Source organism: Paenibacillus sp. FSL H8-0332, from assembly GCF_037963835.1.
GTDB classification, from domain to species: domain Bacteria; phylum Bacillota; class Bacilli; order Paenibacillales; family Paenibacillaceae; genus Paenibacillus_AQ; species Paenibacillus_AQ rhizoplanae.
The window spans coordinates 6631634-6650883 of sequence record NZ_CP150145.1 but is presented as its reverse complement, the minus strand read 5'-3'; the positions used below and the strand labels follow the sequence as shown (position 1 = coordinate 6650883).

The 19250-nt window shown below is 53.8% G+C and carries 18 protein-coding genes; 12 read left to right on the top strand and 6 right to left on the bottom strand.

The genetic code is table 11. From position 1 onward, the window contains the following. Nucleotides 1-341 precede the first annotated feature (341 nt). The 6 genes from NST43_RS28950 (at nt 342) to NST43_RS28925 (ending at nt 5681) form a co-directional block, all read left to right on the top strand. The gene (locus NST43_RS28950; RefSeq protein WP_339220809.1) at nt 342-1706 is read left to right on the top strand and encodes an FAD-dependent oxidoreductase; all 1365 of its coding nucleotides are present in this window, start codon (nt 342-344) and stop codon (nt 1704-1706) included. A gap of 228 nt (nt 1707-1934) precedes the next feature. After that, nucleotides 1935-2762, top strand: a complete 828-nt coding sequence (locus tag NST43_RS28945) for a formate/nitrite transporter family protein (RefSeq protein WP_339220808.1) — start codon at nt 1935-1937, stop codon at nt 2760-2762. A gap of 115 nt (nt 2763-2877) precedes the next feature. After that, nucleotides 2878-3183, top strand: coding sequence for a hypothetical protein (locus tag NST43_RS28940; protein WP_339220807.1), 306 nt, complete (start codon nt 2878-2880; stop codon nt 3181-3183). A 49-nt stretch (nt 3184-3232) separates the two neighbouring features. Then, nucleotides 3233-4444 carry an MFS transporter gene (locus NST43_RS28935; protein WP_339220806.1) on the top strand — a complete coding sequence of 404 codons (1212 nt, stop codon included), beginning with the start codon at nt 3233-3235 and terminating at the stop codon, nt 4442-4444. Nucleotides 4445-4504: 60 nt separating this feature from the next. After that, complete coding sequence (locus NST43_RS28930) at nt 4505-5029, top strand: GNAT family N-acetyltransferase (RefSeq protein ID WP_209989133.1); 525 nt, start codon at nt 4505-4507, stop codon at nt 5027-5029. Further along, nucleotides 5019-5681, top strand: a complete 663-nt coding sequence (locus NST43_RS28925) for an MOSC domain-containing protein (RefSeq protein ID WP_339220805.1) — start codon at nt 5019-5021, stop codon at nt 5679-5681. The genes NST43_RS28930 and NST43_RS28925 overlap by 11 nt, the downstream gene beginning before the upstream one ends. Nucleotides 5682-6344: 663 nt before the next feature. Here the strand turns inward: NST43_RS28925 and NST43_RS28920 are convergent. Together NST43_RS28920 and NST43_RS28915 are read right to left on the bottom strand one after the other, a co-directional pair. Continuing rightward, a complete protein-coding gene (locus tag NST43_RS28920) occupies nt 6345-6893 on the bottom strand; it encodes a GNAT family protein (protein WP_209989130.1) in 549 nt (182 codons plus the stop codon). 42 nt (nt 6894-6935) lie between these two features. Further along, on the bottom strand, nt 6936-7181 hold the full coding sequence (locus tag NST43_RS28915; protein ID WP_209989126.1) for a DUF2164 family protein: 246 nt from the start codon (nt 7179-7181) through the stop codon (nt 6936-6938). 180 nt (nt 7182-7361) lie between these two features. Between NST43_RS28915 and NST43_RS28910 the strand changes: the two genes are divergently transcribed. Then, entirely contained in the window at nt 7362-9065 is a 1704-nt protein-coding gene (locus NST43_RS28910) for a glutamine--tRNA ligase/YqeY domain fusion protein (protein ID WP_339225554.1), read from the top strand. Between the two features lie 72 nt (nt 9066-9137). On the opposite strand, the gene NST43_RS28905 is transcribed toward NST43_RS28910, so the two are convergent. Beyond that, the gene (locus NST43_RS28905; protein ID WP_209989123.1) at nt 9138-10355 is read right to left on the bottom strand and encodes an MFS transporter; all 1218 of its coding nucleotides are present in this window, start codon (nt 10353-10355) and stop codon (nt 9138-9140) included. Nucleotides 10356-10595: 240 nt separating this feature from the next. Here NST43_RS28905 and NST43_RS28900 point away from each other — a divergent pair, with 240 nt between their 5' ends. From NST43_RS28900 to NST43_RS28890, 3 genes are read left to right on the top strand one after another with little or no spacing between them, the layout of a single operon-like run. Next, nucleotides 10596-12461, top strand: coding sequence for an ABC transporter ATP-binding protein (locus NST43_RS28900; protein ID WP_339220804.1), 1866 nt, complete (start codon nt 10596-10598; stop codon nt 12459-12461). Continuing rightward, nucleotides 12391-13062: a response regulator transcription factor gene (locus tag NST43_RS28895; RefSeq protein WP_209989119.1), complete on the top strand. Its 672-nt coding sequence runs from the start codon at nt 12391-12393 to the stop codon at nt 13060-13062. Before NST43_RS28900 ends, NST43_RS28895 begins: the two co-directional genes overlap by 71 nt. 2 nt (nt 13063-13064) lie before the next feature. Further along, a complete protein-coding gene (locus NST43_RS28890) occupies nt 13065-14132 on the top strand; it encodes a HAMP domain-containing sensor histidine kinase (RefSeq protein WP_339220803.1) in 1068 nt (355 codons plus the stop codon). Between the two features lie 137 nt (nt 14133-14269). Here the strand turns inward: NST43_RS28890 and NST43_RS28885 are convergent, their stop codons facing one another. Then, nucleotides 14270-15874, bottom strand: a complete 1605-nt coding sequence (locus NST43_RS28885) for a PLP-dependent aminotransferase family protein (protein ID WP_339220802.1) — start codon at nt 15872-15874, stop codon at nt 14270-14272. A gap of 427 nt (nt 15875-16301) precedes the next feature. On the opposite strand from NST43_RS28885, the gene NST43_RS28880 reads away from it, so the two are divergent. Next, a complete protein-coding gene (locus NST43_RS28880; RefSeq protein ID WP_339220801.1) occupies nt 16302-16919 on the top strand; it encodes a LysE/ArgO family amino acid transporter in 618 nt (205 codons plus the stop codon). Between the two features lie 25 nt (nt 16920-16944). On the opposite strand, the gene NST43_RS28875 is transcribed toward NST43_RS28880, so the two are convergent. Together NST43_RS28875 and NST43_RS28870 are read right to left on the bottom strand one after the other, a co-directional pair. Next, entirely contained in the window at nt 16945-17328 is a 384-nt protein-coding gene (locus NST43_RS28875; protein WP_209989110.1) for a hypothetical protein, read from the bottom strand. After that, nucleotides 17325-17597, bottom strand: a complete 273-nt coding sequence (locus NST43_RS28870) for a hypothetical protein (protein WP_209989108.1) — start codon at nt 17595-17597, stop codon at nt 17325-17327. Before NST43_RS28870 ends, NST43_RS28875 begins: the two co-directional genes overlap by 4 nt. Between NST43_RS28870 and NST43_RS28865 the strand changes: the two genes are divergently transcribed. Next, nucleotides 17581-18975 carry a helix-turn-helix transcriptional regulator gene (locus tag NST43_RS28865; RefSeq protein ID WP_339220799.1) on the top strand — a complete coding sequence of 465 codons (1395 nt, stop codon included), beginning with the start codon at nt 17581-17583 and terminating at the stop codon, nt 18973-18975. The two genes, NST43_RS28870 and NST43_RS28865, sit on opposite strands and share 17 nt — an antisense overlap. Nucleotides 18976-19250 lie beyond the last annotated feature (275 nt).

Here is a 19250-nt window from a genome sequence, read left to right as displayed (position 1 = left end):
GGAGGGTGAGGCTATTTGGTATGCAAACCGGATGCACTGCGTAGGCCAGGTTTCCTCCTGCTGTTTCCTGCTCCTGGCAGACATAATGCCCCTCCTCCGGGGGAAACTAAGCCAAGGTTGAAGAGTGCAGCGGCAGCACAAATGGAGTGGATGATGCGGTGAAACTCCAAAGTTATTAAAATTTGAAATTGTGAACATTGTGAGAAAAATCACAAAAGTGCTTGTAATGTGACAAATATCACAATATAATCAGTGTATAAAGTGAAAACAATCACAAACGTAACCAAACGTAAACACAAGCCCTACTAAATAAGCTTTTCAACTTGGAGGAGGAAGAAATCATGAAAGTAGCAGTCATTGGATGTACCCACGCCGGAACGGCCGCCATTGTAAATACCGCACAGTTATACCCGGATGCACAGATTACGGTGTATGAGCGCAACGATAATATCTCATTCCTGTCTTGCGGCATTGCCTTATACGTTGGCGGTGTGGTCAAGGACCCGCAGGGACTATTCTATTCCTCCCCGGAACAGCTGGCCGCGCTGGGAGTGCAGACGAAGATGCGCCATGAGGTAATCAACGTGGACACCGCCCGCAAAACCCTGAAAGCCCGCAACCTCGTGACCGGCGAGGAAATGGAAGATACTTTTGACAAATTGATTATGACTACAGGCTCATGGCCGATTGTGCCTAAGCTCGAAGGAATAGACATGGAGGGCATCCTGCTCTCGAAGAATTACAATCACTCCAACACCATTATCGAAGAAGCGCAGAAGGTGAACAGAATCACTGTGGTCGGTGCCGGATATATCGGGGTTGAGCTGGTGGAAGCTTTTCAGATGAATGGCAAGGAAGTTACGCTGATTGATGGGGAAGACCGCATCCTGAGCAAATATCTTGATGAAGAGTTCACCGCACCGATCCAGCAGTCGCTTGAGGATCACGGCATTAAGCTGGCGCTGGGCGAGAAGGTCGCCTCCTTCGCAGGGGAGAACGGCAGAGTGACCAAGGTGATTACGAGCAAGGGTGAACATGAGACGGATCTGGTCATTCTCTGCATTGGCTTCCGTCCGAATACCGAGCTGCTGAAGGGTCAAGTGGATATGCTGCCGAACGGCGCGATTATGGTCAACGATTATATGCAGACCAGCCTGCCGGATGTCTATGCTGCCGGTGACAGCTGCGCGATTCATTACAATCCAACTGGTAAACACGCATATATCCCGCTGGCCACCAACGCAGTGCGTATGGGAACCCTGGTCGCCCGCAATCTGGTCTCGAACACGATCCCTTACATGGGGACGCAAGGAACGTCGGGCATCAAGATCTATGAGGACAATATTGCCGGAACCGGACTGACGGAAGAGGCTGCCGCAGCCGAGGGAATGAATACGGAAAGTGTGATGCTGATTGACAACTACCGTCCGGAGTTCATGCCAACCTTCGAGCAGGTTCAGGTAAAAGTGGTCTTTGACCGTGCCACCCGCCGCATTCTGGGCGCGCAGATTATGTCCAAGATGGATCTGACGCAGTCGATCAATACTGTATCGGTCTGCATCCAGAATAAGATGACCGTTGACCAGCTGGCCTTCATCGACTTCTTCTTCCAGCCGCATTACAACAAGCCTTGGAACTTCTTGAACACCGCAGGCCTCCAGGCTCTGCCGAAACTGGCTGCAGTCAAAGAACCTGTACATGTATAAAAGCTAACATTTTGCCGGAGCCCGCTTAGGGCTCTTTTTTTGTGCAAGGGTAGCCGGGAATGAAAAAAACATTCCGTGCCGCAGGCTTTTATGGTAAATTTGACATGTCAGTGAAAACTTTCACTTGGGTTTTCGGATAGTGACTTTTATCACGTTAATGTGATTGTGATCACGTTACAATGGCATAAAGGAACAAATTTTAAGTAATATTAGAAGGGGATAGGAATCATGGCTTATAACAAACCGCAGGGAATCGCTGAAGTGACGGTAGAGAACGGAGTTAAGAAGGCACATAATCCGCTCAGCACTGTACTCATTCTTGGTTTTCTGGGAGGAGCGTTTATCGCGCTCGGATTTTTGCTGGATATTCGTGTCATTGCAGGTGCTCCTGCCGAGTGGGGATCAATTGCCAACTTCATCGGGGCTGCGGTGTTCCCGGTCGGACTGATCCTGGTGCTGCTTGCGGGCGGGGAGCTGCTGACAGGGAATATGATGGCTGTGCCGCTGGCTTTTATTGCGAAGAAGATTTCCTTCTGGGAAGTCATTAAGAACCTGGTGCTGATTACACTCAGCAACCTGGCAGGCGCCTTGTTCGTCGCTTATTTCTTCGGTCACATCGTTGGCCTTACATCAGATGGTGTGTATCTGGAGAAGCTGGTAAGTATGGCGGAGCATAAGATCGATGCTACGTTCCTGCAGGCTTTTATCTCCGGGATCGGCTGTAACTGGCTCGTAGCGCTGGCGGTATGGCTGTCGTACGGGGCAGATAATTTCAGCGGCAAAATCCTCGGTATCTGGTTCCCGACCATGGCGTTTGTGGCCATCGGCTTCCAGCACGTTGTAGCTAACATGTTCCTTATCCCTGCTGCGATCTTCGAAGGACATTTCACCTGGAGCCAGTATGTGGCCAACTTCGTTCCGGTCTGGCTGGGCAATCTGACGGGCGGCGCGATCTTCGTGGCTGCGGCGTACTGGATGGCTTATCTGCGCAAGGAGCCGGGTGCTGTGAACTCGGCCACGGGCATCCCTGCTGCGGGCTTGAAGAAACATGCTTAATCAATATCGAACCTGACCCGGTGTGAATCGCCGGACTGTAACATAGCTTGGTCAAAGCACTTCCTGCTTCTCGGCTCCCTGCTTCAAGGGATTCGTAGAGACAGGGGGTGTTTTTGTGTTAAGTACAGCAGAATTATCCTCCGGACAAAACAAAATTCACCGTGCAATCCGATTCGGGGGAACGAAATCGGATCTCACGGTGAATAAAATAGGGAGTGTTTCATATGGATCATTACCCCGGGTTCCGGGGAACGAATCAGTGCCGGTAAGGTATTTTTGTTTACGTGTGAAAGAGCGGGTTATAGAATATAAATATCGCTGGCGGCGGGAAGACGGGATTGATTGTCAACTAGATAATTTCCTGGTTTCCCGCGATAAAGCATTAACGCAAATGCTTGCCCTGCCTCCTGTTTTGGGATGATACTGGATGGATTAATGACAGCTATGTTACAGGGGATGACAGACAAGTTATGAGATTCATGCAGGCCTATCCGAAGGAAATTAAAGTATTTTTGATTGCCAGTCTTATTAATGCTACCGGCAGTGCACTGATGTGGCCGCTGGTTACAATGTATGTATTCGATGAACTGGGGCGCAGTATGAAGGACGCGGGAATCGTTCTGCTGGTGCAGTCGCTCGGCGGGATTGCCGGACAGCTGCTGGGCGGTTCGTTGTACCATAAGGTAGGGGTCAACCGCCTGATTGTCGGCGCTCTGGCCATGAATGCCCTGACGCTGTTTGCCCTCCCGTGGGCGAGCGGAAGCTGGAGCATATTCATTATCGTGATGGGTATGATGGGATTGTTCAACTCCCTGTCCCTCCCGGCCATTCAGGCGTTTATCGGCTTCCGGTTCGCGGAGCAGCGCGCGGAGTTGTTCAATATCATCTATGTTGCCAATAATATAGGGGTAGCTCTGGGAACCGCGCTGAGCGGCTTCCTGGGTAATTATATGCTGAGCTTTGTGCTGAACGGGGTCACCTCGGCGGTGTTCGCCTGCTTCTTCTTCGTCTATCTGCGCAAGGTAGGGGCGGCACCGGCTCATAGCACATTATCGAAAAAGCAACCGCAGAATGAAGTGTCGGGCTGGAGACTCCTCGGCCATATACGGATCTATCTGTTCATGGCGGTGGGCTCGCTGTTCCTGCTGATCGGCAATTCGATCTGGAATAGCGGAGTCTCGCCGTTCATTATCTCGGAAGGCTGGTCGAAGCAGCTATACGGCTTCCTCTGGACGCTGAACGGTGTGCTGATCTTCGCGGCGCAGCCGCTGGTCAGCCTGATCAAACGCTGGTTCGCGCAGACTTCAACCGCGCAGATGACAGCAAGCGCCGTCTTTTACCTGGGCGGGTATGCTGTAATTCTGTTTATGCCAAGCTATCCGGGGATGCTGCTGGGTATGGTGCTGGCTACCCTTGGGGAGATGCTGATCTCTCCGGCGATGCCATCCTTCATCTCGGAGCATACCCAGCGCAGCGCGCCGTTCTATCTCGGGCTTAGCGGCGGGATTGGCGCAATCGGCCGTGTCATCGGGCCTTATCTGATGGGCGTTCAGTTCGACAGGGGCGGTCTTGCGCCAACGGGCTGGCTCGCTTGCGGCATGGCCGTGCTGTCTGTAGGATTCTTCGCGGTCCACGCCTATGTGAACCGTTCAGCTGTACAGCCTGAGCGCAGGACTGCATAATCGTTCACGCTGCAACTAATCCTTTAACTATCTGCTTAGTAAGGCAAGGGGTGTATAATAATGCAACCAATTAACAGAGATGCTGCGCTGCTTATCCGGCCTTCCGAAATCAGGGATGCCCGTGAGCTGATCGTGCTGGATAATATGATCTGGACGGAGAATACAACCCCGGGTCCGCTGATGTGGCGCTCGCGGGAGGACTATCTGCTGCATGCGCCGCCCGGCTCCCAGCTTGTAGCCTTGCAGGACGGGGAGCTATGCGGTTATGTCGGCTTCGGCTGTCCCAGCGGGATGGAGAGCAACCGCCATGTATGCGAGGTGAATATCGCTGTGCACCCGCGCTTTCAGCGGCTGGGTGTAGGCAGCCAGTTGATCGCTGAGATCAAGCGCCATGCTGCGGGGCATGGCATCCGCAAGCTGCGGCTGCGTGTGCTCTCCTGCAATACACCGGCGCTCCAGTTCTACCGTAAATGCGGATTCGAGGAAGAGGGGCGGCTGCGGGAGGAATTCTATCTGGGTGGACGTTATGTAGATGAAGTATTTATGAGCTGCTGGCTGACGGGAGGAGAAGGGGATGGAGACTGAGCTGAAGATGCAAGTCGTCTCACTGAATGTAGGCAAGCCGAAGACGGTGGAATACCGTGGTAAGCCGCTGGACACCGGAATCTACAAGCTGCCGGTAGCGGGGCCGCTTGCGCTTCGGGCTGGAGGGTTCACCGGGGACGGGCAAGCGGATCTGGTCAACCACGGAGGGCCCGACAAGGCGGTCTGCGTCTATCCGGTGGAGCATTATGCCCACTGGGAGGAGCGGCTTGGCCGGAAGCTGGAGTATTCCGCCTTCGGCGAGAATATCACGGCGCGCGGACTGCTGGAGACCGAGGTATGTATCGGGGATATTTTTGAGATCGGTACAGCACTGCTGGAGGTCAGCCAGCCGCGCTTCCCTTGCTTCAAGCTCACGCAGAAGCATGGACCGGCGGATATGCCGGCCCAGGTGCTGTCCACCGGTTACAGTGGCTTCTACCTCCGCGTGCTGCGCGAGGGCAGCCTTGCAGCCGGGGACCTGATCGTGAAGCTGGAGAGCGGAGCAGGCCGTATCCCGGTGAGACAGGTCCTGTACTCGATGGAGCACGGGCGCAAGGATCATACCGGACTCGCGGAGCTGGCCGGACTGGATAGCCTTGCGGCTGGCCTCCGGGAGCGGTTCCGGGGCTGGCTGGAGGCTGCGGAGAAGTAGAACGGCTACGGGCAGTCCGAGGACGAGCAGGGGCAGACCAAGGAGAGCGCGAGGGTAGATCAAGGGCGTGCTGTGGGCAGACCAAGGACAGCCCGAGGGTAGACCGAGAACAGATCAAGTACGGCCCAAGGGTAGACCAGGGACAGTGGTAGGATAGACCAAGAACAGCCCAAGGGCCGACCAAGAGCCGGCCAAAGAGCCCAGGACAAGGAAGGGATCACCCCAAAGAACCCCGGAGCAGGTTCGAGAGCTCCAGGGGTTCTTGTTGTTAAGGAGTATCCCGCCTGGCAAGCTGCTGAACCCGCTCAAGGTGGGCGGGAGGCGGGCATGAGGAGCAGAAGTGTCTATGAATCCTGGCTCCCGGCTGGCTTCTGCAATAAGCAAGTGGATAAATGCTTCTTAATTCGTCGATTTCCGCTAATCATAGGGCAGCAAGTGGAAAAACAACATCTAATATCGCCCGTTTCCACCACATGAGATGAAATGTGATTATTTAAGTGCTGTTTCTCCAACTACTGTAGTAGCAGAGGGCATTCGTTCATCAGCAAGTGGACAAAATCCAACTAAAATCGGTCACGGGTAGACTCGAACACTAGAAGAAACCAGCACGCCAGCACCCCGGAACTTGTCCGTTTCCGCTCCTACGGCAAGGCCCCTCCGGGGTCAGCCCAGCAGCTTCCATTCGCTGCGCAGCAGGCCGTACACTGCGTGGTTCACATAACCGGCAGGCAGCTTCTCGGCCTGGCGGATGACCCCTTCGAAGATGAATCCCAGCCGTTCGGGGATCGCTCTGCTGGCCATGTTGCCTGTGGCACAGCGGATCTCGATGCGGTTGAGCTCCAGCTCCAGCAGGGCATAATCGACAAAGACGCGGCAGGCACTGGTCATATAGCCTTGTCCCTCATAGCCTTCGCCCAGCCAGTAGCCGATGCCGACCGAGCGGTTATGCCAGTCAATCTCGTGATAGCCGATAATTCCGGCCAATTCCTCCCGGACCCACAGTCCGGCGGTGAAGCCGCCGTTATCAATGCCCTGCTTCACGGAGTTCTTGATGAACGTGGTAAGATGCGCTTGTTCGGCTACGCCATCCACCCAAGGCAACCACTGCCTGAGCCGGTGGCGGGAGCGTTCCACCAGGGCGAACATCTGACGGGCATGCTCCGGCATGAGCAGCTTCAGCTTCAGCTCTTCATCTATAACATAATTAAACATGCGGCTGCCCCCTATGCGTTGTGAGATATAAGCCTCGCTGAACTAACGCTTCTGCCACTCCAGGGCGTAGATATCATCCTCTAGTGCCTGCATGCGCTGGAGGGTAAGCGTGCGGCAGTCGCTAAGCGCCCCGTTATAGATCGCCGGTCCCAGCTCCTTCAGGAAGAACTCCAATAGATTGTCTGCGGCCAGGTGGCCGATCGTTTCCCCGCGCTCCGCCTCGAAGTAGGCACGGATATTCTCCGTAATTATTTCCCGCTGCTCTTTAGGCAGTTTTACCGGTTGCATAAGCATCCCCCTTGTCTCCATATTCCTATATTTATCATGCTACTCCATCGCCGGGAGAGAAGTCAAAGGCTGCGGCGGCTGCTTAACTTTTATTGAACATTCCCTGCTTAACGGGTATATTAGTAGGAAACATGTTCATACAAGGAAGTAGTTATATTACAGAATGAAAGGTTGATCAATGTGGAGAACCAGGGTACACCCTCCAATTTCATTAAGAACGTCATTACCGAAGATCTCCGCTCGGGTAAGGTTAAGGAAGTCGTCACCCGCTTTCCGCCGGAGCCGAACGGTTATTTACATATCGGACATGCCAAGGCGATCTGGATTAACTTCACACTGGCGGATGAGTTCGGCGGCAAGACCCATCTGAGATTCGATGACACGAATCCTCTCAAGGAAGATACCGAATACGTCAACTCCATCCAGGAGGATGTGAAATGGCTCGGGTATGAATGGGAGGAGCTGCGGTTTGCCTCGGATTATTTCGGGGAGATGTATGCGCGGGCCGAACTGCTGATCAAGAAGGGCAAGGCCTACGTCGATGATCTCAGCGCCGAGCAGATCCGTGAATTCCGGGGAACGCTGACGGAGCCGGGGAAGAACAGCCCTTACCGCGAACGGGGGGCAGAAGAGAACCTTGATCTGTTCCACCGCATGAAGGCGGGAGAATTCAAGGACGGCGAGAAGGTTCTGCGCGCCAAAATTGACATGTCCTCTCCTAACATCAATCTGCGTGACCCGGTCATTTACCGGATCTCCCACACTCATCACCACAATACGGGCGACGCATGGTGCATTTATCCGATGTATACCTTCGCACATCCGCTGGAGGATGCCATTGAGCATGTCACCCATTCCCTCTGTTCCCTGGAGTTCGAGGACCAGCGCCCGTTCTATGACTGGGTTGTCGCGGAATGTGACATGGAGGCTGCGCCGCATCAATATGAATTCGGACGCCTTAATCTGGCCCAGACCGTTACGAGCAAGCGCAAGCTGAAGCTGCTGGTCGATGAAGGCCATGTGGACGGCTGGGATGATCCCCGCATGCCGACCATCTCCGGGCTGCGCCGCCGCGGTTATACGCCGGAGGCCATCCGCAGCTTCGTGCATGAGACCGGTATCTCTAAGAGCCAGGGGCTCGTGGACCTGCAGATGCTGGAGCACTTCATCCGTGAAGATCTCAAGCTGACGGTTCCCCGGACAATGTCTGTGCTGCGGCCGCTTAAGGTAGTTATTACGAATTATCCCGAAGGCGAGACCGAATACTTCGAAATTGAGAACAATGTGGAGAACCCGGAGATGGGCAACCGCCAGATTCCGTTCTCCCGTGAGATCTATATTGAACGCGATGACTTCATGGAGGTTCCGCCGAATAAGTATTTCCGCTTGTTCCCCGGCAATGAAGTGCGCCTCAAGAATGCTTATTTCATCAAGTGCAACGACTTCATCAAGGACGAGAACGGCGAAGTGGTGGAGCTGCACTGCACCTATGATCCTGAGACGAAGAGCGGCAGCGGGTTCACCGGCCGCAAGGTTAAGGGAACGCTGCATTGGGTAGATGCTGGACAGGCTGTACCGGCGGAATTCCGTCTTTATGAGCCGCTGATCTCTGCTGAAGAGGCGGAGACGGATGCCGAAGTAGAAGGTCTGGAAGCTTCCGCTGACAAGCCGGAGCCAACCTTCCTGGATCAGCTGAACCCGAAGTCCATCGAGATCCTGCAGGGCTTCGTGGAGCCTGGGCTGAAGGATAGTGTGGCTCAGGATAAGTTCCAGTTCTTCCGTCACGGGTACTTCAACGTAGACAGCAAGTATTCGTCGCCGGAGCATCTGGTGTTCAATCTGATTGTATCCCTCAAAAGCTCCTTCCAGCCCAAGAAAGGCTAGAAGAGCTCCATATAAGGCAACAGGCTTGGTCTCCCGCCGGGAGGCCAAGCCTGTTTGCTGTATTGCGCATTCCTAGTCTTCTGCCAGCTCATCCTCGGGATCAGCCGGAGGGTGGTAGCCGCCGCGAATGACGGTGAGCCACATGATTCCGAAGCCGATGGCCCCGAACAGGGCCAGGAGCGCACCGGATTGATACATCGTCTGCGCGCCAAGGGTCTGATACATCCAGCCGCCGAAGACTCCGCCGAGAATGCCGGACATTCCGCTCCAGGTGAGCGTGTAGAGAGCCTGTCCCGACGAACGGTAGGGCCTTGGCACCAGCAGCATGGTCAACTGGGTTCCGACATAGAAGAAGCCGCCGAAGGTAATGGAGTGCAGCACCTGAATAAGTGCGACTTGCAGCGGGGTCGTTGCATCGGCCATCAGCCACCACCGCAGGAAAAACAGCGCGCTGACCAACGTGAGCGAGGCCAGCAGGACTGAGACTTTGCGCCGGAGAACGTAATTGCACAGGAGCAGCACACCCATCTCCAGAATGGAGGACAGGAACACAGCGAGACCGATCATGGTCTTGCTTCCGCCCAGCTCTGTGATGTACAGTGACACAAAGGTGTTATTCATTGTATTCGGGATCGAGACCAGGATGCCGAATACGATGAAGCACAGGAAGAACGGATTATAGAAGATCTGACGCATTCCTTTGAAGGGCAAGGGGGCGATTCCGATCGAATGGTCCAGCTTCGGCAGAGTGATCAGTGCAATCATCGCCGCACAGAGCAGTGACGCAAACAGATAAGACAGCACAGAGATGCCGGCCCATTCAATCACAGGTCCGGCAAGTATGGCAGTGAGTGCCCACCCGAGCGACCCCCACAGCCGGAAAGAGCCAAAACTGCGGCTGGTTCCGTCAATATAGCTGAGAATCATCGTGTTGCTCTGGGCGAACAGCGGCCCCTGGAAGAAATAGAAGAACAGGATGGATATGTAGATCATTTCATATGTATTGGCCTGAAAGACAAGCTGGGATAAGACGAGCGTTCCCGTCAGCATGACGAGGACAATCCGCCGGATATTCTGATACCGGTCACTCCAGATGCCCCAGAAGGGGTTGGCAATAATGGATACCAGTGCGCCTACAGACATCAGGCTCCCGATCTCCAGCTTATTCATCCCCACATCCTGCAGATATAAGGGAAAGAAGCTGGTGAAGAGGACAACCGTTCCATATACGAAGAAGTTGAACCATTTCAGAGAGGTGAAAGACAGCTGCTTACCGAGATTCTCCCGCAAACTTTGCACTCCTTTCCCGCTAGGATGCCTTGCATTCTTGCTGTGTCCGCCTTATTATGCCGCTGATATCACTGTAACATTTGTTGAAAAGGGATACAAACCAACTTTTATGGGGAATTACAAATCAATGGCAAAATATCTGTTTAACTTCAGTTTACAAAGGCCAGTTATTCTGGGTTCTAAGGCGGAAGCGGGGCCCCACTGCTCCATACACCTATCTGCCGGAAAAGGGGATTCCTTATGAAGAACAAGCAAGCACCGCAGAAGCAGGGGGCGGCCATGAAGCCGTTCCTGAAGCTGCTGCACGAAACCAAACCATCCTATCTGCTGCTGGCGCTGGCCCTTGGCCTCAGCGTGATTTCGACCCTAGTCGGTCTGGTGATTCCCATGTTCACGAAGAATCTGGTGGACGGCTTCTCGCTGGCTTCTGTCAGCAAGCTGCAGATTGCCGGCATCGCCGGAGCGTTCATTGCGCAGACCGTTGCCGGCGGAGTCTCGATCTACCTTTTGAATGCCGTCGGGCAAAGAGTCGTGGCGGGTCTGCGTGACAGGCTGTGGCGCAAATTCCTGGTGCTGCCCGTATCCTACTACAATGAGAACCGGACAGGCGAGAGCGTCAGCCGGATGACTAATGATACAGGAATTCTCAAGACACTGATCTCGGAGCATCTGGCCAGTCTGTTCACCGGCCTCATCTCCATTGTCGGTTCTGTCCTGGTGCTGTTCTATCTGAACTGGAAAATGACGCTGGTGCTGTTCACGGTGCTCCCGCTGTCGGCGCTCATTCTGGTGCCGCTGGGACGGCAGATGTACAAAATCTCCAAGGGAACGCAGGATGAGACGGCCTCCTTCACCGCTGTGCTCAGCGGCGTATTGTCCGAGATCCGGCTGGTGAAATCCTCGGGAGCGGAGCAGAAGGAGTATGAAGCTGGACGGCAAGGGATTATGAATCTGCTGGGCTTCGGGATTCGTGAGGGCAAGATCAGCGCCCTGATCAGCCCGCTGATCTCCTTCGTCTTCATGATGCTGCTGGTGGTCATTATCGGTTATGGCGGGATGCTGGTATCCTCAGGGGCGCTCACCGCCGGTGAACTGGTCGCCTTTATTCTGTATCTGATTCAGATTATTATGCCGCTGACGCAGCTGACGCAATTCTTCACCCAGCTCCAGAAGGCCAAGGGTGCCTCCGAGCGGATTATTGAGACCCTTGAAGCAGAGGAAGAGGTGTATGAAGGCGTGGAAGAGGCTGAAGGCACAGAGGGGCCAATCGCTGTGGAAGACCTCAGCTTCGGATACAAGACAGGAGAGAAGGTGCTCAGCAAGGTAAGCTTCACTATGCAGCCTGGGCAGGTGACTGCCATAGTCGGCCCGAGCGGCGGCGGTAAAACAACCCTGTTCTCACTGCTGGAACGGTTCTATGAGCCGCAGAGCGGAGTCATCCGGCTGGATGGCAAACCGGCGCCCGTGTTCTCCCTGAAATCCTGGCGGAAGCAGATCGGTTATGTCTCACAGGAAAGTCCGCTGCTGGCCGGTACCATTGCCGAGAATCTCGGATACGGACTGGAACGCGAGGTCAGCAAGGAGGAGCTGAAGCGGGCTGCGGCCATGGCCTACGCTGACGGCTTCATTGAGGAGCTCCCGGACGGCTACAACACAGATGTCGGTGAACGCGGGGTGAAGCTGTCCGGCGGACAGCGGCAGCGGATTGCCATCGCCAGAGCGCTGCTGCGCGATCCGAAGATCCTCATGCTGGATGAGGCTACCTCAAGCCTCGACAGCCAGTCGGAGGCCGTGGTGCAGAAGGCGCTGGGCAATCTGATGCAGGGCCGGACCACGATTGTAATCGCCCATAGATTAGCTACGGTGGTGAACGCGGACCAGATTATTTTTATGGAGAAGGGCCGGATTACCGGCAAGGGCACGCATGAGGAGCTGCTGAGGGACCATGAGCTGTACCGTGAATTCGCCGAGCAGCAGCTGCAGCTGAACACACCTGAGCTTCTGAGCCAAGGGATAGAGGAGGGTTCTACAGACTATGGTCAAAATACTGGTAGTGGACGACGATCCGCACATCCGCGAATTGGTGGGAGTGTTCCTGAGAGCTGAAGGGATGGCAGAGGTGCTGAGCGCTTCTGACGGACTGGAGGCGCTGCAGCTGCTCGAAGAGACTGCGGCGGATATGGCGATCATTGATATTATGATGCCGAATATGGACGGCTGGGAGCTGTGCCGGGAGCTGCGGGGGCAGTACGATTTTCCGATACTGATGCTGACGGCCAAGGGGGAGACCTCGCAGATTGTCAAAGGCTTCGAGCTGGGCACAGACGACTATCTGGTCAAGCCGTTCGAGCCGCCGGTGCTGATCGCCAGGGTCAAGGCGCTGCTGAAGCGTTACCAGATTTCGGCTGCCCAGAGTGTTACCGTTGGCAATCTGCGGATGAACCGCGCAACCTATGAAGTGCTTTCCGAGCATGGCGAGTTCACGCTGCCACTGAAGGAATTCGAGCTGCTTTTCAAGCTGGCCAGTTACCGGGGGCAGACGCTGACCCGTGACCGGCTCATTGAGGAGATCTGGGGCTACGATTACGAAGGCAATGAGCGGACGCTGGATGTACATGTGGGCCGTCTGCGCGAGCGTTTTCCGCAGGAGAGATTCGGATTCTCCATTCGTACGATCCGGGGGCTTGGCTACCGGCTGGAGGGATAGGCATGAAGCGTAGAATCATGAAGATATGGGATAAAATGGATATCGCCGGACCTATCGCCGGAATGCTGATTATGCTCTATATCTCCTGGAACGGGAGCTATTTCGGATCAAGACTGCTGGTCCGTCATTTCGGCTGGTCCTTCTCTGAATACGGGTATCACCTGTTTGTTATGGCTATGCAGATTATCATCTTTTTCGTCTGCGGGGCCACTATTGCCTACGCTACACGCGGAAAGGATCAGAACTTCTATAGGCCGATCCTTACGGCTATGCGGCAGATCTCCCAAGGCGATTTCAAGGTTGAACTGGAGAACAGCGGCCAATACCGGCAGTTCGGAGGGATTGTGGAAGGGATCAACGAAATGGCGAGTGAGCTGAGCCGGATGGAGTTGATGCGGCAGGACTTCATCGCAAGCGTATCCCATGAGATCCAGTCCCCGCTGACCTCGATCCGCGGGTTCGCTGCCGCGCTGCAAGAGGAGAACCTCAGTCCGGATATCCGCAAGCATTACCTGGATATTATTGAAGCGGAGAGCCGCCGTCTGTCCGGCCTGAGCGACAATCTGCTGAAGCTGTCCGTGCTGGAGGCGGAGAGCTTCCCGTTCGAGCGGAAGCCTTATAGGCTGGATAAGCAAGTGCAGGTGATGATCCTGGCCGCAGAGCCGCAGTGGCTCGGCAAGGAGATTGAGGTAGAGGCTGAGCTTCAGGAGACCACCGTAACTGCGGTACAGGATCTGCTGAGCCAGGTATGGACCAACCTGCTGCATAACAGCATTAAGTTCACCCCGCAGGGCGGACGGATTATCGTCACTGTGCGCAGCATGGGGGAGTGGGTGGAGGTGGAGGTCAGGGACAGCGGGATCGGCATGACCGAAGAGGAGCTGGAGCGGATCTTCGAACGGTTCTATAAGGCGGATAAGTCCAGAAGCGTCAACAGCGGCAGCGGAAGCGGGCTGGGACTCCCGCTCGTGAAGAAGATCGTGGAGCTCCACGAAGGCAGCGTACACGTAACGAGCCGTCCCGGAGAGGGGACGGCATTCGTCGTGCGTCTGCCGCAGCAGAGCGGATGAATTCGCCGTTGATGTGAATGATCCACCCGGTAATCCAGTCCGAGCTTTCAACGGCCAGGCGTCCGAACAGTATAGCCCCGAACCATGACACACAGATGATGTTGTCAGGGGTTCGGGGCTATTTGTGCTGCCTCCAATCACAGTCCCCGCCGGATCAGCTCAGCCAGCAGGGGAATGCTGCGCTCCAGTTCTGCCGCAGAGGCATAAGCGTAGGACAGTCTGAGATGCCTCCCGTCGCTGCGGTCATACAGATCGCCTGTATTAAGCAGCAGTCCGGCACTTAGCGCTGCACTGAACAGCTTGCGCGGAGGAACAGCCTGGTGGAGAGAAAGCCAGATATAGAAGCCTCCTGCTGGCACATTCCAGGTTGCCAGTCCGGTGCAATGGAGCTGCAGCAGCTCAAGCATGTGGTCGCGGCGCGCGCGTAGTCTGCCGCGCAGCACATGCAGATGCTCCTCATGATAGCCGCCCGTAAGCCAGCTTGCGGCCGCCAGCTGGGACAGGGAGCTTGCGCCATAATCGCTCTGCATCTTGATGTCGGCCAGCCGCCGGACGACCGGCTCCGGTCCGGCAATCCAGCCGATGCGCAGGCCGGGGCTGGCTGCCTTGGACAGGGTGCCCAGATGCAGGACCCGTCCCTCCTGATCCAGCGCCTTCAGCGGTGGTGGAGGCGGTGTGTCCAGCCATAATTCCTGGTAGGCCCCATCCTCCAGAATGGGCAGCCCGAGTCTGCCTGTGACCTGCATCAGCTCCCGGCGGCGCTCGGCGTCCATCAAGATCCCTGTAGGGTTATGAAAAGAAGGGATACTGTAGAGCATCGCGGCCTTACTGCGGACCGCCTCGGCTGCAAGACGGTCCGGGATCAGACCACGCTCATCCATAGGCAGGCCGCTGAATTTCACCCCCGCAGACTGAAAGGCATGAATCGAATACAGATAAGACGGCTTCTCCAGCAGAATAGACGAGCCGCGCGGCAGCAGCCCGAGGGCAATGAGCTGAAGCCCCTGAAGGGCGCCGGAGGTAATCAGAATGGAGTCCGGGCCAGCGGTAATGCCGCTCCGGGCCAGTAACCGGCTGACCGCCGCCCGCAGCACCGGACTACCGAGCGGCTCTTCATAGGAGAGCGGAGGAAGAACGCGCTGCGCGAGTCCGGCCAGCACCTCGTTCATCGCGGCTCCGGGCAGCAGCTCAGGCGCTGGCTCACCCGTGCCAAGGCGGATCAGGCCCGGCTCGTATTCGAGCCGGTTAATGTCCTGTACGGTGGGCAGGTTGGGATAGTGAATCCCCTCCTCCACATAGTCGTTCCAGTTACCGTGGGCTGAACGCTCCGTTCCGGCCGGAGCTGCTGCGTCTGCCGTATCTGTATGGCCGATAGGCTGCCGCATACCTGTAACTATAGTTCCGCCGCCGCGTCTGCCTTCAATCAGGCCCAAGGCGGTCAGCTGGCCCAACGCTGTAACCACCGTGCTGCGATTCACTCCGAGCTTGCGGCACAGCACCCGCTGCGGGGCCAGCCGCATACCGGGAGGCCAGGCCCCGGTGCTGATCTTGGTCAGGAAGTAGCCGGAGATCTGACCATGCAGCGGCAGCGGAGAAGCCGGGTCCGGCTTCCAGTTCTCCGGTAGGTCGGAGCCAGCACCAGCTTGCAGCGCTCCAGGAGCTGCGGGCCGGGAAGCCTCCGTATGTACGGATGGGCTGGGCGTGTTTAAGTCTGCATGGTTGGAGCGTTGTGGATGTGTCAAGGGCAGGCCCCTTCCGGACGAATTATTGTACAAAAGCGAAAACCGAGCACATTATCCACTGCGTAGGTAATCGGACCAATTGTATGCGGAAAACCGAATACATTATGCTCTGCGCAGGCAATCGGGCCAATTGTATGCGAAAAACCGAACACATTGCTCACTGCGCAGGCCACCGAGCGATTGTCCCCCTTCACAGCCGCTGTTGACTAACATAATCCCTCATTGCTTGCTTGCTTTCTCTCTCTTTCGTTCTTCCAGTCTACCATGATTCCTCTCCTTTCATTCCTCTTGGTTGGTGTGTGTCGAAGAACTTGGATGGTTACGGCAGCCGCTATGGCAGGGTACGATCAGTAGGTTATAACCGGAGGAAGCCTGAGAGGTTTGTTTATCGCGAAGCATCATAAGGAAGATCAAAGGGGGATAAGAAATGGTGCAAGCCATTCTACATGGAATGATCCTGGCCTTCGGGCTGATTCTGCCGTTGGGCGTGCAGAATATATTTGTTTTTAATCAAGGGGCACAACACCCCAAATTTCGCAGTGTACTGCCTGTCGCACTGACGGCAGCGGTATGCGACACACTGCTTATCGCTGCCGCAGTCGGTGGAGTTTCCTTGGTCATTTTATCGCTGCGCTGGGTCACGCCTGTTATATATGGTGTGGGCATTTTGTTTCTCACCTTCATGGGCTGGAGAATCTGGCACTCTGCTCCGGCAAAGGATGAGTCGGGCCGTCTCTCGCCGAAGGGACAGATACTCTATGCGCTGTCAGTATCTCTATTGAACCCGCATGCCCTTCTGGATACGGTCGGCGTGATCGGAACCAGCTCGCTGCAATACGAAGGGGCGGTGCGCTGGACCTTCGCGGCGGCGACGGTGGGCGTCTCCTGGCTCTGGTTCCTGGGTCTTGCTGCAGCGGGCCGCCAGCTTGGCAGGATGGATGCGTCCGGCAAGGTCATGAAGGGGCTGAATACCGTTTCGGCCCTGCTGATCTGGGCAATCGCCGTTTACATGGGAGTTCAGTTGTGGTGGCTGTTGTATGGCTAAAGCAATCCTCATTTAACTGACTATTTTAGTTTGTACTTACTTTACTCAATAGATCTGTTAATTCTCTAGAACTGCGATCTTTTAATTTCAACATTTTTTCGCTATTACTATCCTTAATCAAAAATCCACTTTTGGTCTCAAAATCTAAATAAAGGCTGAATTTCACAACTTCGGTATCCGCGTAAGTAACATTCATTCGATACGTTGGTGGACCCACATCAACAGCCCCGCGTACTTTTTTCACAGTTCTTATAGCATCTTTGAATATTCGAATGCTATCGTTATCAGTGTAAGCAGTTTCAGCTGTTTCGGAAATAAGACTGACGCTAACAATCTCAGGATTTGGTCTGACTAAAATATATATAAAAACAAGTAATATCATCAATGAAATGATGCCGATTTTTCTCATAAACTATCCCTCCTTACAGAAATGTTCCTGGCCTTTATCTTTTGTTCACCAAAATCGACTAAACCATTTGATTCAATAACTTCACCTCCTATGGTTCGGCAAGCAGGTTGCCAAACTGTTTCTATTTCTTCACACTTTCGAGCTATAGTTGTTTTATTTGACTCTATTCTATTGACGGTTGAAATCCCATCCTCTACCATACAGATATAAACATAATGTTCTAAATTATGGAATGTGGGAGGTGGTGTTGCTTTGAAGCCTGCAGTCATGATTCGAGACCAGCTTGCAGATTATTTAACCCAGCATGGGCTGTCCATTAATCAGTTCGCCATAAGCTCCGGTATTAATTCCGGGACACTGAGCCGGATTATTAATGGCCATCAGCCCATTGCCATGAGCCATCTGGAGTTAATCACTGCAGGAATGGGGCTCAGTGAGGATTTTTTTTACAGCTTGTATGTGGAGGAATGTTTCTATTATTCGGCACCGACCTGGCGGCGGCTTCGCCCGTTCATTGTGAAGTGTGCGGAACTGGGGCGAACGGATTGTATTGAGCGTCTGGTGGAGAACCTGCTTGATAATCTGACCTATGTTCCCATGTTGTATGAAGTTGCGGAAGGCTTGTTCCAGCAGGGCCACTGGCCGGCGGCTGCACTGCTCTATGAGAATGTAAGCGCCAGTGAGAAATACCAGTATTCCGAACGTCTGGCCACCTGCCAATACCGCCTGTTCCAGATTGCCCTGGGTGATGACCAGAGCACGAACCTGCGCGCGGCCACTTTGTTTGAGAGTTACGTTCCGCGGCTGAATGAGGCGGATCAGTTGGATGGGTTGAAGGATTTGTTGGAAGTCTATTATTCCTTGCAGCAGTGGCCTAAAGTTGATGAACTCGCAGAGAAGATGCTTGGACTGGCTACACTACGGTATAATCTCCAGCTCCAGTCAAACCTTAATCGAGGTAACATTAAAACTTCTAAAACTCCACTATATCTCTATATTTTGCGCGCTCATCTCTTTCTCTCTAGTATTTGCATGGAATACGGGGATTATAAATCTGCTATAGAACTTGTGCCGCGCTATATGGACGGAAGCTGGATAAAGGAAGATGATGAAGAAGCGAGACGGACGTTAGTTCAGTTTAGAGAATGGGGTACTGCGAATATTTATTTATACCGCATGCTGGACGGACAAATAGAAGTGCTAGACGAGTATGTCGAATATATATCTGCACAAACTGACGAGATATTTACGGCGATGTACAATATTATCCGATGTGCAAATTGGTATAATTGGAATGTTGATCACATTCTGGAGCGCTTCTCTGCCTATATCCCATATCGAACTTATAAATCAGAATTTGGTCAATACAACTCACAGATTATGGCAGACAAACACGCCAGATTTCTCGCTGAATTGGCAAACTATTATTTACATAATAAGAGAAACAGAGGGATAGAATTCTTACTAGAAAGTTTGGAATCTTCATCTATTATAAATAACGAGAGTGTAGTAATCACTTGTGTCAATTTGTTTGAACAATACAGGGATGCTGCCAGTGGAGAAGAGATGGAAAGATACAAACTTTTAATCAGAGAGGTGTGCAAACCAAATGAAACAACAATTTATCAAGCTTCTAGTTCTATGTAGCTTATCTGTCGTAATTTTGTCTACAATTTCAACTAGTGGAATTGTAAAAAATAGCAGCATTCAGTCTTTAATCCAAACTAATTCACATGGTATTGGTGGTTAACTGACCCCTCAACTAACGTTCCCGTTTATTCCGGGAACGTTTTTTATTTGCTGATTTTTAAAGGGAATATATTCAGAACCTAGCCTGTCGTGTAGACAGTTTAGTTTGGCTGCGCCATGGTTTTGAAATTATTGTATCTATAACCAATATAGTAGACAATGCAAAGAGACCT

What these genes read in the sequence shown, in the direction of transcription:
- NST43_RS28890 (WP_339220803.1), top strand. Translation starts at nt 13,065, where the DNA reads ATGAAGCGTAGAATCATGAAGATATGGGATAAAATGGATATCGCCGGA.
- NST43_RS28930 (WP_209989133.1), top strand. Translation starts at nt 4,505, where the DNA reads ATGCAACCAATTAACAGAGATGCTGCGCTGCTTATCCGGCCTTCCGAA.
- NST43_RS28870 (WP_209989108.1), bottom strand. Translation starts at nt 17,597, where the DNA reads ATGACTGCAGGCTTCAAAGCAACACCACCTCCCACATTCCATAATTTA.
- NST43_RS28945 (WP_339220808.1), top strand. Translation starts at nt 1,935, where the DNA reads ATGGCTTATAACAAACCGCAGGGAATCGCTGAAGTGACGGTAGAGAAC.
- NST43_RS28915 (WP_209989126.1), bottom strand. Translation starts at nt 7,181, where the DNA reads ATGCAACCGGTAAAACTGCCTAAAGAGCAGCGGGAAATAATTACGGAG.
- NST43_RS28895 (WP_209989119.1), top strand. Translation starts at nt 12,391, where the DNA reads ATGGTCAAAATACTGGTAGTGGACGACGATCCGCACATCCGCGAATTG.
- NST43_RS28875 (WP_209989110.1), bottom strand. Translation starts at nt 17,328, where the DNA reads ATGAGAAAAATCGGCATCATTTCATTGATGATATTACTTGTTTTTATA.
- NST43_RS28935 (WP_339220806.1), top strand. Translation starts at nt 3,233, where the DNA reads ATGAGATTCATGCAGGCCTATCCGAAGGAAATTAAAGTATTTTTGATT.
- NST43_RS28900 (WP_339220804.1), top strand. Translation starts at nt 10,596, where the DNA reads ATGAAGAACAAGCAAGCACCGCAGAAGCAGGGGGCGGCCATGAAGCCG.
- NST43_RS28925 (WP_339220805.1), top strand. Translation starts at nt 5,019, where the DNA reads ATGGAGACTGAGCTGAAGATGCAAGTCGTCTCACTGAATGTAGGCAAG.
- NST43_RS28880 (WP_339220801.1), top strand. Translation starts at nt 16,302, where the DNA reads ATGGTGCAAGCCATTCTACATGGAATGATCCTGGCCTTCGGGCTGATT.
- NST43_RS28950 (WP_339220809.1), top strand. Translation starts at nt 342, where the DNA reads ATGAAAGTAGCAGTCATTGGATGTACCCACGCCGGAACGGCCGCCATT.
- NST43_RS28920 (WP_209989130.1), bottom strand. Translation starts at nt 6,893, where the DNA reads ATGTTTAATTATGTTATAGATGAAGAGCTGAAGCTGAAGCTGCTCATG.